The organism is Polaromonas vacuolata (genome assembly GCF_012584515.1).
GTDB classification, from domain to species: domain Bacteria; phylum Pseudomonadota; class Gammaproteobacteria; order Burkholderiales; family Burkholderiaceae_C; genus Polaromonas; species Polaromonas vacuolata.
Map to the genome: position 1 here is coordinate 1,789,386 of NZ_CP051461.1, position 14,970 is coordinate 1,804,355.

Genomic DNA, 14,970 nt, shown 5'->3' on the forward strand with positions numbered 1-14,970 from the left:
GGAGTAATGGGCTTTGTCGCATAGTTGCTGAGTAAATAATGGATTGAACAATTACTTGCAAAAATATCGATATTAAAGCTTTCAGCTAGCCGCTCAATTCGCGCTTTACTCGATTGACTTGATGGTCGATTCAGGTTTCGAGTATCCCAATTGCGGCAATAGCAGTTCAGCTTTTTGTGCCACGCGAATGCAGTCTTTCATATGCTCTTCACCAAAATATCGAATAGCAGCATAACCGACTGAGGCCGCCAGCAACTGGCCGGCAAATGGAATGTATTTAGACAGCTGCTTAGTACCCATACGCATACCTAAGTTGGCGATGACTTTAATAACTAAATCTTTGGTGATCAGCTTGCCGATCAACGCTGAGCCAACCAATGAGGTGGCTTTATGCACCTGTTCGCGTTTCTCGGGATTGAGCTGGCTGAGCTGATTAGGCGTAAGACCAAAGACCTTGTTGATCTCTGGTATCAGCTTAGCCAAGAGTGCCGCATCTACAGCCATATCCAGACCAGGAATAGGCACTGCGCTGGCAACCGCTGAGGCTAAAGCGCGTTTATTGAGTAACTTACGGCTGTGTATGACAGCCGCTTTGAGGTCCTCATCATCGCCTGCCATTTGCAGTGCACTGAGCATGGTTTGAATCCCTAAGTTAAGGTCGCTATAGAACCGCTGCAGCACGGTATGTGCTACGGCAGTCACGGCGATCTGGTGCGTGGTTAGGCTGCGGCAGTTTCAATTTGCTCAGTCAGTTCCAACCAGCGTTCTTCGAGTTGACCAGTTTCAGTTTCAATGACTTTGAGACGTTTACCAGTTTGGGCGATTTCAGCCGGCAGTTTGCTACGCGTCAGCAAGGCCTGCAGGCTGTCTTTTTCAGTACCCAAAGACTTCATGCGCAGATCAACTTTATCGAGTTCTTTGCGCAGCGGTTTGGTCAGCTCTGACTGGTCTTGACGACGTTGGGCTTGGGCTTTTTTTTGCTCAGCATTGGGTTGCTGACTATCGTTTTTTTTTGACTCAGTGAGTTTTGCTGGCGCGGCTTGTGCGGGGCTAGTTTTAGCCGCGCTAGTGCCCGATTTCTTGGCGTCTTCACGTTGACGCTTGGCGTAGTCCAGCAGGTATTTCTGGTAGTCATCCAAGTCGCCGTCGAAGGGTTCGACACCGCCTTTTGAGACCATCCAAAACTCATCGCAAACGGCACGCAGCAATGCGCGGTCGTGGCTGACCAGCATCACAGTGCCTTCGAATTCATTCAGCGCCATTGATAAGGCTTCACGGGTGGCCAAGTCCAAGTGATTGGTTGGCTCATCGAGCAGCAATAAGTTGGGGCGTTGCCAGACAATCATGCACAGCACTAAGCGGGCTTTTTCGCCACCACTCATGCTGCCCACGGCCTGCTTGACCATGTCGCCACCGAAGTTGAAGTTGCCCAGGAAAGAGCGCAAGTCCTGCTCGCGTGTGGCTTGATTGCCCATCTTGCCGGCGGCGCTGACTTCCTTGACCAAACGAATCATGTGGTCTAGTGGGTTGTCTTCTAGGCGCAAAACGTCGAGTTCTTGTTGCGCGAAGTAGCCAATGTTTAAGCCCTTGCCTTCAATCAATTCGCCGTCGATAGGCATTAAAGCCCGTGCGACGGTTTTGACCAAGGTCGATTTACCTTGACCGTTGGCGCCCAAAATACCAATTCGCTGACCGGCCAACACCGACTTGCTGACGTTTTGCACGATCACCGTAGGCGGTGTGCCTTCTGGTGCGTCTTCCGGCGCAGGGTAGCCAAAATAGGCGTGTTGCATGGACAGCATGGGGTTGGGCAGATTGGCCGGCTCTTTGAATTCAAAGGTGAAGTCAGCTTCGGCCAGCAGCGGCGCAATTTTCTCCATGCGGTCAAGTGCTTTAACCCGGCTTTGGGCCTGCTTGGCTTTACTGGCCTTGGCTTTAAAGCGGGCGATAAACTTTTGCAGGTGGGCAATTTTGTCTTGCTGTTTAGAAAACGCGGTTTGTTGCAGCGCCATCTGCTCAGAGCGCAAGTCTTCGAACTTGCTGTAGTTGCCGCCGTAACGAATCAGCTTTGAGCTTTCAATGTGCACGGTGACATCGGTCACCGCATCCAAAAATTCGCGGTCGTGGCTAATCACCAGCATGGTGCCTTGGTAGCGTTTGAGCCAAGCTTCTAGCCAGACTAGCGCGTCAAGGTCTAAGTGATTGGTTGGCTCGTCTAGCAGCAGCAAATCAGACGGGCACATCAAGGCTCGGGCGAGCTGTAAACGCATGCGCCAACCGCCGGAAAAACTATTCACCGGATTGTCGAGTTCGCTAAGCTTGAAACCCAGACCCAGAATCAAGGCTTGCGCGCGCGACGGGGCGTCGTGTGCGCCGCTGTCGTAGAGATTCATATAAGCGTGTGCCATGCGGTCGCCGTCGCCGCTGATTTCTGAGGCATCGACTTCGGCTTGGGCTTCGAGCAGCACTACATCGCCTTCGATCACATAGTCGGTGGCGCTTTGTTCGGTCTCAGGCATGTCCTGAGCGACCTGAGCCATGCGCCATAGGCTGGGAATGCTGTATTCGCCGCCGTCTTCATTTAACGAGCCGTTGAGCATGGCAAACAGCGTGGATTTTCCCGCACCATTACGCCCAACCAAACCGACTTTTTCGCCAGGGTTTAGGGTCACGGACGCAGCGTCCAATATGAGTTTGGCGCCGCGACGCAGCACCACATTTTTAAGGGTAATCATTTAAAACAGACAGACTCGGAATAGAAATGGTTTTTAGACACGCCAAAATAAATCGGCATTAACCGCTTAGGTTTGGCGGCCAAAAGGGCCATGAAAGACAGAAAAAACTCTAGGGGGTTGCAGGAAAAGTCTCAGAGCTTAGTCATGAAAATACCAACTCTAATTGTTCCCGCGTGAGCAGTAGCACTTGGTCGGCACCGGCGCTGGTCTCGAACCACAAGGGCTCAAGTCCTGGAAAGGCGTGCTCGAAATTCGCGCGCTCATTGCCTATTTCCAACACCAAGACAGCATTTTCGCTCATCTTTGCGGCCACCGTACGAAAAAGGCCGCGAATGAAATCCATACCGTCTTTGCCACCGGCTAAAGCCAAGTTGGGTTCGGCTTTAAATTCAGCCGGCAAAGCGGCCATAGTGGCGGCGTTGACATAAGGCGGATTGCACAAAATCAAATCATAAGGGCCGCTGCAAGCGGTTAATCCATCAGACGTAATCAGCGTGATGCGGCTTTGCAATTCGTGTTTATCTACATTGATACGGGCCACAGCCAGCGCGTCTTGACTGATGTCGGCGGCGTCTACGTTGACATCGGGCCAAACCATGGCCGCAATCACCGCTAGGCTGGCGTTGCCGGTGCACAAGTCGAGCACGCGATGCGTGTCCTCATCGAGCCAGTCGTCTATGCTTTCGTCGGCGAGTAATTCGGCAATCAAGGAGCGCGGAATAATGCAGCGCTCGTCGACATAAAAGGCCACGCCTTGCAGATAAGCCTCTTGAGTCAGATAGGCCAGTGGCTTGCGCGTAGTAATACGCTGCTGCAGCAGCTTGGTCACTTGTATCAAGTCTTCTGGTGAGACTGCTTTTTCTTCAACCGACGCTAGACTATCAATCGGCAAGGCCAGACGCCACAGGACTAACCAAGCCGCTTCGTCAAAGGCGTTGAGTGTGCCCTGACCAAAACCGTTTTCTAAGCTCAGACCCGCAGCGGCGAGTTGCTCGGCAACTTCCTCTATCAGCGATAGGACGGAATTTGATTTGAGTTGCAATTGCTCGCTCATGCGCGGCTCACATTGGCTAGATTTTCCAGCGTGCCTTTGTAAATATTTTTCAGTGGATCAAGGCTGCTGACCAACACATGCTCATCAATTTTGTGGATAGACGCATTGATGGGGCCAAACTCAATCAATTGTTTGCAGATTTTGGCGATAAAGCGGCCGTCGCTAGTGCCGCCCGTGGTCGATAGTTCGGTTTGTACGCCGGTTTCTTGTGCAATCGCAGCTTTAACTGCTTGCACCAACTCGGCTGGTGTGGTCAGAAAGGGTTGACCACCGACGGTCCACTTCAGCTCGTACTTTAGTTGGTGGCGGTCGAGCAATTCGACGACGCGCTGTTGCAAGCCTTCGGCGGTGGATTCAGTGCAAAAGCGAAAATTAAAATCCACCACCAAGTCGCCGGGGATTACATTGCCAGCGCCAGTGCCCGCGTGCATATTCGAGACTTGCCAGCTAGTAGCTGGGAAAAATTCATTGCCTTTATCCCACTCAGTGCTGACCAGTTCGGCCAGTGCTGGTGCAAATAAATGGACCGGATTTTTAGCTAAATGCGGATACGCAATATGGCCTTGCACGCCCTTGATCGTGAGCTTGCCGCTCATGCTGCCGCGCCTACCGTTTTTAATCATGTCGCCCAGCACGCTCACCGATGTGGGCTCGCCGACTATGCAGTAATCGAGGACTTCGCCTCTGGCTTGCAACTGTTGGCAAACCACGGCTGTGCCGTCAACCGATGGGCCTTCTTCATCGCTGGTGATTAAAAAAGCAATCGATAAAGCCGGCTTTGGGTGCTGTGCCAAAAATTCCTCACAAGCCACTACCATGGCGGCGATCGAGGTTTTCATGTCAGCGGCGCCGCGTCCGTATAGCTTGCCGTCTCTATGGCTAGGTGTAAAAGGCGGGCTTGACCACTGCGCTAGCGGGCCGGTCGGCACGACATCCGTATGGCCTGCAAACACCAACGTGCGGGGGCTGCCGGTTTGTCCTGCGGACAGACTGCCGTGAAATTTTGCCCATAAATTGGTGACCCGAAAATTCTCTGGACCGCTGCAAATGGTCTCGCAGACAAAGCCTAGTGGGATCAAGCGGTCCATCAGCATTTGTTGGCAACCGGCGTCGTTGGGCGTGAGGGATTCGCGCGAGATCAGTTGTTCGGTGAGGATTAAGGTTTTGCTCATCAGTATTAGGCGTCCAGTGGGATTTTGGTTTTCAAAGCTTTGCGGCTAGTTGCTTGACTTGAGATGGGCTCAAAAGTTTGCGAATCTATAGTCAATACAAACTGGCCACTGAGTTTTAACTGGCCCTTGAGCGCAAGACACGAGGTTTGCGCTGACGTCTGTCTAGACAATTAAGAAAAAAAAACCAAGATCAGCTCGCAGGCCTTGGTTTTATCTCGTTTTAGTGGGACTTAGTCGCGCAGCAAATCATTCAAGCTGGTGGTGGCGCGGGTTTTGGCATCGACTTTTTTCACGATGACAGCGCAGTAAAGACTGTATTTACCGCCGGCCTTTGGCAAGTTGCCGGAAACAACCACTGAGCCTGCTGGGATGCGGCCGTAGCTGATGGTGTCGAGTTCACGGTCATAAATCGGTGTGCTCTGACCGATGTAGACGCCCATGGAAATGACTGAGTTTTCTTCGACGATCACGCCTTCGACGATTTCAGAACGCGCGCCGATAAAGCAGTTGTCTTCAATAATCGTTGGGTTCGCTTGCAGGGGCTCAAGCACACCGCCAAGGCCTACGCCGCCAGACAAATGCACATTCGCGCCGACTTGTGCGCAACTGCCGACAGTTGCCCAAGCATCGACCATAGTGCCTTCACCCACCCACGCGCCAATGTTCACGTAGCTAGGCATGAGGATGGCGCCTTTGGCGATAAAGCTGCCGTGACGGGCAACGGCTGGTGGCACGACGCGAACACCGGTGGCGCGCATTTCTTCTTCGCTCAGATGGGCGAATTTGGTTTTGACTTTGTCAAAAAAGGCTAGGTCGCCGGCGCGCATGAGTTCGTTGTCTTTCAGGCGGAACGACAACAGCACGGCTTTTTTAATCCACTGGTGTGTGGTCCAAACACCTACGGATTCGCGGGTCGCGACACGCAGCGTGCCGTTATTGAGTTGGGCCAAAGTGCTGTCGACTGCGTCAATGATTTCTTTGGCTGCAGATTTTGGTGACAAGCTAGCCCGGGCTTCCCAAGCGGCGTCAATAATGGTTTGCAGGGCACTGTTGGCGTTTGATACGGTCATGTGGGTCTTTTTATGGCTAAGGGTTTACTGAAAATCGGATTGAATAAATTGCACTATGCGCTGCGCAGCTTCCATGCATTCGGCGGTTTCTGCGACTAAAGCCATACGTATGCGACCGGCGCCGGGATTGGCTTTTGCCTGACCGGGATTGCCGTCGCGGGCAAGATAGCTGCCCGGCAACACCACCACATTGTAGGCAGCGAGCAATTGCTTCGAGAAATCGCTGTCTGTTCCTTTAAATGAGGGCGGCAGACCGGCCCACAGGTAAAAGCCGGCATCTGGCAATGCCACGTCCATCACGCTGGCCAATAGCGGCGTGACGCTGTTAAATTTCTCGCGGTACAAGGCGCGATTGAGTACGACGTGTTCCTCATCATTCCAAGCGGCGATGCTGGCTGCTTGAACAATTGGGCTCATGGCGCTGCCGTGATAGGTGCGGTAAAGCAAAAACGGTTTGATCAGCTCTGCGCTGCCGGCCACAAAGCCGCTGCGCAGGCCGGGTACGTTGCTGCGTTTGGACAGACTGGTCATACAGAGCAGGTTTTTAAAATCATGGCGACCGAGTTTTGCTGCCGCTTCTAGTCCGCCTAGCGGCGGCTCATCGCGAAAGTAAATTTCGCTATAGCACTCGTCAGAGGCAATCACAAAACCGTATTTATCGCTCAGATCAAAAAGCAGTTTCCACTCCTCCAAACGCATGACTGAGCCGGTAGGGTTGCCGGGTGAACAAACAAAAAGTAATTGCGTTTTAGCCCAGACCGACTCCGGCACGCTTTGCCAGTCAATCGCAAAGTTGCGTGCCGGGTCAGTGTTGGCAAACCAAACAGCCGCGCCGCCAAGCAAAGCTGCGCCTTCGTAGATTTGATAAAAAGGGTTGGGGCAAACTACCGTCGCACCCGGCTGGCTAGGGTCGAGCACGGCTTGAGCCAGCGAAAACAAAGCTTCTCGCGAGCCATTGACCGGCATGATTTGCGTGGCTGGGTCAATCTTTAAATCGTAGCGGCGTTTTAGCCAGTCGCTTATCGACTGACGCAATTGCGGAGTGCCGGTTGTAGCTGGATAGGCCGACAAACTAGACAAGTTCGCGCTGAGTGCATCTTTAACCAATTGCGGTGTCGCGTGGCGTGGCTCGCCTATGCCCAAGCTAATGGCCTTGTAAGCGGGGTTTGGGTTAATCCCGGCATGCAGTTGGCGCAGTCGCTCAAAGGGGTAGGGCTGAAGTTGGGAGAGCAGGGGATTCATAACTTGATTATCGGGCCATTGACTGACAGCGATCTGATTTTGGGGGTAAAACAAAAGCTGAAACAAATTCTGTTCAGGATCAATACACATTGATCACGGCTAACTCGCGCTTGGCTCGGGTAACATGAGTGCCGATAAGCTTTTAGTCTGTGCAAGCTGCACAGGGCTAGCCATTAAGCAATGCAAGCTTGGCTCACCTTGCCAAATTGCCTTATCAATCCATCATTGCAAGCCGTCTCGAGAGAGCTTGCTAGGCATAGCAGCTCAAGGCTTTAATACAGGTTTAGTCGTGCGTCTTAATTCAATCAAGTTAGCTGGGTTCAAGTCATTTGCAGAACCCACCACGTTTATATTGCCCGGCCAATTGGTCGGTGTGGTGGGGCCTAACGGCTGCGGTAAATCAAACATCATGGATGCGGTGCGCTGGGTTCTGGGCGAGAGCAAGGCTTCCGAGCTGCGCGGCGAATCTATGCAGGACGTGATTTTCAACGGCACTAACACCCGTAAGCCTGCCAGCCGCTCTAGCGTTGAGTTGGTGTTTGATAACGCCGACCACCGCGCCGGCGGCCAGTGGGGCCAGTTTGTTGAGATCGCCGTTAAACGAGTATTGACTCGGGATGGCAATTCGAGCTATTTCATCAACAACCAACCAGTGCGTAGGCGCGACGTCCAAGACGTTTTTCTCGGCACCGGTCTGGGCCCACGTGCTTACGCCATCATTGGTCAGGGCACGATTAGCCGAATTATTGAATCTAAGCCTGAAGAATTACGTCTGTTTTTGGAAGAGGCCGCGGGTGTCTCCAAATACAAAGAGCGGCGCCGGGAAACCGCTAACCGACTCTCGGACACGCGTGAGAACCTGACTCGGGTGGAAGACATTCTGCGCGAACTCAATGCCAATTTAGACCGGCTTGAAAAGCAAGCGGCTGTCGCGCTACGCTACAACCAGCTCAACGCTGACGGCACGCTCAAGCTACACCAGTTGTGGTTTCTCAAACGCGGCGAGAGTCAAGCCGATCAGGCCAAGGTCAAGCTAGAAGCGGATAAATCTGTCAATGCCTTAGAGAGCCGAATTGCCGACTTGCGTCACATAGAGGCCGACTTAGAAACAATTCGCCAAGCCCACTACGCCGCCGGTGACCATGTCAACCAAGCCCAGGGCAAGCTCTATGAAGCCAGTGCTGAAGTCGGCCGTTTAGAAGCAGAAATTCGCTTTGTGGTCGATGGCCGCATTCGCGTCGAGCAGCGACTAATTCAGCTTAAAGAGCAAACCGAGCAATGGGCGACGCGCAGCGAAGACGCCGCGATTGAGGCTGAAACCTTGTCCGAACAAGCCATGGAGGCAGAAGAAAAGTCCGAACTACTCGCCGCCCAAAGCCAGGAGCAGCAAAGCGAATTGCCAGCATTGGAAGACAGCTTGCGCAGCGCGCAAACCAAGGCTAACGAGCAACGCGCCAGCGTGGTTCAGGTGCAGCAGCAAATTCAGGTGTTGGCTGCGGATCAACGAAATATCGAAGAGCAGTCACGCAGTCTGTCACTCAGGATGGAGCGTTTGGGCGCGGATAAAAACGCCCTCAACGCACCCGACGAGGCGCGGCTAGTCAATCTCAAAACCCAATTTAGCGTGGCCCAAGAAAGCCAGCAAGAAGCGCAAGGCCGACTCGATGAATTGAGCGACAGCGTGCCCCAGTTAGATGAAGACAGGCGTTTTCGCCAGCAAGCGGTTAATACCGAGTCCGCTAAGCGCACCGAGTATTCAGCGCGCATGGAAGCGCTCAAAGCGCTACAAGAAAAAGTCAAAACCGATGGCAAGCTCAAACCTTGGTTAGCCAAGCATGGACTGGACTCTTTGCAAGGTCTGTGGAGCCGCTTGCACATTGAGCAAGGTTGGGAAAACGCTCTCGAAGCGGCCTTGCGTGAGCGTCTTGGCGCTTTAGAAGTAAGCCGTCTCGACATGGTGCGCGGCTTTGCCGGCACCGACGGACGCGATGCGCCACCGGCGAAACTGGCTTTTTACGCCGCACCGCAAGCCGCAGCCCCTGCGCGCACAAATAGCGCGCTCAATCTCAAACCCTTGGCGGATTTGCTTCGCCTCAATGATGCAGGTTTGGCCGCACTACTGGGCGACTGGCTACACGGCTGCTATACCGCCGAAAAACTTGACGATGCCTTGGCTGCACGCGAACGCCTGCAAACTGGCGAGGTGGTCTACGTCATGAGCGGCCATGCAGTCACCGCCCATAGCGTGAGTTTTTACGCCCAAGACTCTGAGCAATCTGGCCTTTTAGCACGCGCTCAAGAAATCGAAAACCTAGAAAAACAGCTGCGCGCCCAGACGCTAATTAGTGATGAAGCACGCAACGCCTCGGCTCGCGCTGAATCGGTTTATGCCGATGCTTCTCAGCGTCTAGCACTGGCCCGCCGCGAAGCCGCAGAATATCAAAGCCGTGCCTATGAGTTGCAAGTCGAATTACTGCGCCTGAGTCAACTGGCCGAACAAACCCGTGCGCGCAGCGAGCAAATTCAGTCGGATATGACGGAGACGGGTGATCAATTAGAGCAACTGCAAGAGCGCAAAGCTACAGCAGAAGGGCGCTTTGACGAGCTCGATATGCAGCTAGCGGACACCCAAGAGCGCCACGCTCAGCTCGACGACAAAGTGATCCAAACCGAGCGCAAGCTGACCGAGTCACGCGAACAACAACGCTCATTAGAACGCCAATTGCAAGAAGCCCAGTTCGCGCTGCGCAGCCTTGCCGCACGGCGCCAAGAATTGGCCAGGTCGATTGACATTGCCGCCCAACAAGCCGGCACCATAGCCGCTGAAGAGCAGCGCGCGAGTGAAGAACTTTCGCGCCTGAGTGATGCAGCGGCCAAGGCCGGCTTGCAATCCGCACTCGACATCAAGCTAGAACGTGAAACCGATATGGCCGCCAAGCGCAGTCAGTACGATGATTTAACAACCAAGCTACGCGCCAGCGATGAGCGGCGTTTGCAGCTAGAGCGCGAACTCGACCCACTGCGCCAGCGCATCACCGAGTTCCAATTAAAAGAGCAAGCCGCACGTTTGGGTTTTGAGCAATACGAGCAGTTGCTGCAAGAGGCACAGGCCGATTTACCCGCCATAGAGTTATCGATTCAAAACGGGAATGTTCGGCTGACTGGCTTGCAAAGTGAAATAGACCGTATCAACCGCGAGATTCAAGCGCTGGGTGCTGTCAATTTGGCAGCGCTCGACGAGCTCAGTTCAGCCCGCGAGCGCAAGCAGTTTCTTGACGCGCAATCGGCTGACTTGAACGAAGCCATGAACACCTTAGAAGATGCGATTAAAAAAATCGACATGGAAACTCGAGAGTTGCTATCCGCCACCTTTGCCAGCGTCAACGAGCATTTTGGCAAAATGTTTCCAGAGCTTTTTGGCGGCGGTAACGCACGCTTGATGATGACTGGCGAGGAAATTCTAGACGCCGGTGTGCAAGTCATGGCCCAGCCGCCGGGTAAGAAAAACCAGACGATTCACCTGCTGTCTGGTGGTGAAAAAGCCCTGACTGCAATTGCCTTGGTGTTTGCAATTTTTCAGCTCAATCCCGCGCCATTTTGTTTGCTCGATGAGGTTGATGCGCCGCTAGACGACGCTAATACTGAGCGTTATGCCAAACTGGTGGCAAGCATGAGCAAATCGACCCAATTTTTATTTATCAGCCACAATAAAATCGCTATGGAGATGGCCGAACAACTCATAGGTGTGACCATGCAAGAGCAAGGTGTCTCTAGAATTGTCGCAGTTGATATGGAGGCCGCCCTAGGCTTTGTTGAGTCTCCGGCATAAACCGTTTTTGCAGCGATGCGCGCAACCCAAAAAAACCAATATTTATATGAGTAGTCTTCAAATCAGTTTGATCGTAGCGGGAGCCTTGTTGCTTCTAGGCGTTATCGTCCACAGTGCTTGGTCGGCCTTCAAAAATCGCCCCAAACGCCCAACCCAGTCGCCGATTCCTGCCTCGGCCGATTCGGCTGCAGCAGTTTTAAACCAGACCGCAACTGACTCTGGGCAAGACCCGCGATCTGAATCTGAACGCCAAGAGCCGCAATTCGATGTTGCTAGTGACGCATCCGCGGACTTTGGCGCAGCATCTTTGATCGCTTTAAACACCTTGACATCAACGGCAAAAAAACCTGGCCTAGACGCGCTTATCGACGTTATCGCACAAGTTCAGATTGAATCCTTAGTCTCTGGAGACGCAGCACTCGCCGCCATGCCTGGTACGCGCCGTGTGGGCAGCAAAGCATTTGGTGTCGAAGGCCTGAACAGCCTTAACGGTTTGTGGGAAATGCCCTTGCCCGGCCAGCGCTACAGCGCCTTGCAATGCGGCGTGCAAATGGCTAACCGTATGGGTGCACTAAACCAGATTGAATACTCAGAATTTGTGATTAAAACCCAAGCTTTTGCCGACGCAGTAGGCGGCGAGCCTGAGTTCCCAGAAATGATGGACGAAGTCGCCAGGGCCAGAGAGTTAGACCAATTCGCCAGTGCCCATGATGCGCAACTGAGTTTTACATTACGGGCTAAAAGTACGGCTTGGAGTTTGGGCTACGTACAGCAAAGTGCGGCCCGTTTAGGCTTTATCGCCGGATCCATTCCCGGCCGCATGGTGTTGCCAAGTAGTCAAGTTGGCGCACCCTTGTTAGGTCTGGTCTTTGATACCCAAGCCGCATTAGCTGAAGACCCCGAGCAAACCGCGCTGCGTGAAATCACCTTGTCGCTAGACGTGCCGCAAGTACCGCGGGAAGAGCAGCCTTTCCCCCGCATGCGCGAAGCTGCCAGTGCATTGGCACAAAGCATGGAAGGCGTCGTCATTGATGACAATGGCAACCCGATTAACCCACAAGCAATGGACCAAATTGGCAGCGAGCTCGAGCAGCTTTATGACATGCTTGACCAGCGCGAGTTGTCCGCTGGCTCAGCGCTAGGTCGGCGTCTTTTTTCCTGAAAAACAGTGACATCTTCTTTTATTGACCCGGCTCAGAATTTGGTTGACGTGATAGCTGATGAAGCAAAAATGCAAACCTTGCGTCAGCAATTACACCTGCATTCGCACGCCTACTACACCCTCGATCAGCCAGAAATTCCGGATGCTGATTACGACAAGCTGTTTCAAGCGCTACAAAGCCTTGAGGAAAAATACCCAGACAGTATTCCCCCAGACTCGCCAACCCGGCGCGTAGGTGCTAAGCCGCTAGACTTTTTTGCTAATGTGCGCCATCGTGTGCCCATGCTGAGCATTCGTACAGAAACTGACAACCAAGCCAGCGGTGCAGAAAACTTTGACGCCAGAGTCAGGCGCGAACTCGGTCTTAGCCAATCAGACCCAGCCGTGGAATATGTGGCCGAACTCAAGTTCGATGGCTTGGCCATGAATCTGCGCTATGAAGCCGGCGTGCTGGTGCAAGCGGCGACACGCGGCGACGGCGAGATGGGTGAAGACGTGACGCAAAATATGCGCACCGTCAGGCAAATTCCCTTGCAGCTTCCATTAGACGCACCGTCTGTGCTTGAAGTGCGCGGCGAGGTGTATATGGCCAGAGCCGATTTTGAAGCCCTCAACGCCAGACAGCGCGAAAAAATTGCCCAAGGCGCCAAGGGCGAAAAAACTTTTGTCAATCCACGCAATGCCGCTGCCGGCGCAGTGCGCCAACTTGACCCGGCAATTGCAGCCAGCCGACGTTTGAGTTTTTTTGCTTACGGCTTAGGTGAGATCACGCCGTCAGACCAAGGCGGACCGCAGTTCGCAAGCCATATGGCGTTACTCATGCAGCTCAAGGCTTGGGGCTTTCCGGTAGCCGAGCAAACGCAAGTGGCAAAAGGCGCAGATCAGCTAGTGGCTTTTCACCAAAGCATTGGCAAGATGCGTGATAGTTTGCCTTTTGATATCGATGGCGTGGTCTACAAAGTCAACCCATTGACGCTGCAACGTGAACTGGGTTTTGTCACGCGTGAGCCGCGCTGGGCGGTGGCCCACAAATACCCGGCCCAAGAGCAACTCACCACCGTGCTGGCCATAGACGTGCAAGTCGGTCGGACCGGAAAACTCACCCCGGTAGCCAAGCTAGCACCGGTGTTTGTTGGCGGCGTGACAGTCACTAACGCAACCTTGCACAACGAAGACGAGGCCAGACGCAAAGATGTGCGAATTGGCGACACCGTCATAGTGCGGCGCGCCGGCGATGTAATCCCTGAAGTCGTTAGCGTAATGTTGGATAAACGCGATCACCAAGCCCCCGTCTTTAGTATGCCCAGCCATTGCCCGGTGTGCGGCTCAGATGCAGTGCGCGAAGAAGATGAGGCCGATTACCGCTGCACCGGTGGCTTGTTTTGTAGCGCTCAACGCAAGCAAGCAATATTTCATTTCGCCCACAGACGCGCTGTCGAAGTGGATGGGCTGGGCGAAAAAGTTATCGATCAGTTAGTCGACGCGGGTTTAATTCGCACACTACCAGACCTCTATAAACTTGGGTTTACAGCGCTGGCTGAACTAGAGCGCATGGCGGATAAATCAGCCAACAATTTACTTCTAGCATTAGAGCAATCTAAGCAAACCACACTGCCACGTTTTGTTTTTGGATTAGGCATACGCCATGTAGGTCAAGCCACAGCAAAAGCCCTGGCGCAATCTATGGGCACGCTTGACGCCATCATGAACGCAAGCGAAGAGCGACTGCTGGCGGTTGACGATGTGGGTCCGATAGTGGCGAAAAGCATAAGACTGTTTTTCGACCAAGCGCATAACCGCGAGGTGGTCGAGCAATTGCGTGCTTGCGGTTTGACGTGGACCGAAGGCGAACCGCAAGTTCTTGCTCTAAAAGCATTGTCGGGAAAAACTTTTGTCATCACCGGCAGTTTGCCCAGTTTGAGTCGCGATCAGGCCAAAGATATGGTCGAAGCCGCAGGCGGCAAAGTCGCCGGATCGGTGAGCAAAAAAAACCAATTACGTGATCGCTGGCGAAGACGCCGGCAGCAAACTGACCAAGGCACAAGAACTCGGTATTACCGTGCTTGATGAAGCCGGCTTGCTGGCGCTGATTGCGCATGCCGATGAGTAACAACAAACACCCAAAACACTATTGGAGACACTATGACGGTTAGAGAAATTCTCAAGATGGGTGATGCCCGTTTACTGCGTGTGGCTCAAGCAGTAAGCCCGGATCAGTTCGACAGCGATGCACTGCATTTGTTGGTCGCCGATATGTTTGAGACCATGCGCGCAGTCAACGGTGCCGGCCTAGCCGCACCGCAAATTGGCGTCGATTTACAACTGGTTATTTTTGGCACTGATCAACCCAATCCGCGCTACCCCGACTCGCCGTTAGTACCACGCACTGTCTTACTCAACCCTGTCATTACGCCACTGGCTACTGATGAAGTTGACGGCTGGGAAGGCTGTTTATCCGTGCCCGGTTTGCGCGGCTTGGTGCCGCGTTTTTCAAGTATTCGCTATACCGGTTTTGATCTTTACGGTGACCCTATAGACCGCACGGTTGACGGCTTTCATGCGCGTGTTGTGCAACACGAATGCGATCACCTGATTGGCATGCTTTACCCCATGCGAATTCGCGACTTCTCGCAGTTTGGTTTTACTGAGATTTTGTTCCCTGATTTAAAAGACGCTGAGGACGATTAAAAGGCTTTAATCCGCTGC

The 14,970-nt window shown here is 53.3% G+C and carries 9 protein-coding genes and 1 pseudogene; 4 read left to right on the forward strand and 6 right to left on the reverse strand.

Annotation, left to right across the window (positions count from 1 at the left end; genetic code table 11):
* Nucleotides 1-105: 105 nt before the first annotated feature.
* The 6 genes from HC248_RS08220 to dapC all read right to left on the reverse strand — a co-directional run bounded on the left by HC248_RS08220 (nt 106) and on the right by dapC (nt 7,273).
* The gene (locus HC248_RS08220) at nt 106-702 is read right to left on the reverse strand and encodes a hypothetical protein (protein ID WP_337778970.1); all 597 of its coding nucleotides are present in this window, start codon (nt 700-702) and stop codon (nt 106-108) included.
* Between the two features lie 17 nt (nt 703-719).
* The gene (locus HC248_RS08225) at nt 720-2,735 is read right to left on the reverse strand and encodes an ABC-F family ATP-binding cassette domain-containing protein (RefSeq protein WP_168922072.1); all 2,016 of its coding nucleotides are present in this window, start codon (nt 2,733-2,735) and stop codon (nt 720-722) included.
* A 142-nt stretch (nt 2,736-2,877) separates the two neighbouring features.
* Nucleotides 2,878-3,789 carry a 50S ribosomal protein L3 N(5)-glutamine methyltransferase gene (prmB, locus tag HC248_RS08230; protein WP_168922073.1) on the reverse strand — a complete coding sequence of 304 codons (912 nt, stop codon included), beginning with the start codon at nt 3,787-3,789 and terminating at the stop codon, nt 2,878-2,880.
* Nucleotides 3,786-4,961, reverse strand: coding sequence for a succinyl-diaminopimelate desuccinylase (gene dapE / locus HC248_RS08235; RefSeq protein WP_168922074.1), 1,176 nt, complete (start codon nt 4,959-4,961; stop codon nt 3,786-3,788). Before dapE ends, prmB begins: the two co-directional genes overlap by 4 nt.
* Nucleotides 4,962-5,191: 230 nt before the next feature.
* Complete coding sequence (gene dapD / locus HC248_RS08240; protein ID WP_168922075.1) at nt 5,192-6,031, reverse strand: 2,3,4,5-tetrahydropyridine-2,6-dicarboxylate N-succinyltransferase; 840 nt, start codon at nt 6,029-6,031, stop codon at nt 5,192-5,194.
* A gap of 24 nt (nt 6,032-6,055) precedes the next feature.
* On the reverse strand, nt 6,056-7,273 hold the full coding sequence (gene dapC / locus HC248_RS08245; protein ID WP_168922076.1) for a succinyldiaminopimelate transaminase: 1,218 nt from the start codon (nt 7,271-7,273) through the stop codon (nt 6,056-6,058).
* A gap of 289 nt (nt 7,274-7,562) precedes the next feature.
* On the opposite strand from dapC, the gene smc reads away from it, so the two are divergent.
* The 4 genes and pseudogenes from smc to def all read left to right on the forward strand — a co-directional run bounded on the left by smc (nt 7,563) and on the right by def (nt 14,952).
* Complete coding sequence (gene smc, locus HC248_RS08250; RefSeq protein ID WP_168922077.1) at nt 7,563-11,102, forward strand: chromosome segregation protein SMC; 3,540 nt, start codon at nt 7,563-7,565, stop codon at nt 11,100-11,102.
* 46 nt (nt 11,103-11,148) lie between these two features.
* On the forward strand, nt 11,149-12,264 hold the full coding sequence (locus tag HC248_RS08255) for a cell division protein ZipA C-terminal FtsZ-binding domain-containing protein (protein ID WP_168922078.1): 1,116 nt from the start codon (nt 11,149-11,151) through the stop codon (nt 12,262-12,264).
* Nucleotides 12,265-12,333: 69 nt separating this feature from the next.
* A pseudogene (gene ligA, locus HC248_RS08260) lies at nt 12,334-14,374 on the forward strand (NAD-dependent DNA ligase LigA).
* Nucleotides 14,375-14,406: 32 nt separating this feature from the next.
* The gene (gene def, locus HC248_RS08265; RefSeq protein WP_168922079.1) at nt 14,407-14,952 is read left to right on the forward strand and encodes a peptide deformylase; all 546 of its coding nucleotides are present in this window, start codon (nt 14,407-14,409) and stop codon (nt 14,950-14,952) included.
* The last annotated feature ends 18 nt before the right edge of the window (nt 14,953-14,970 follow it).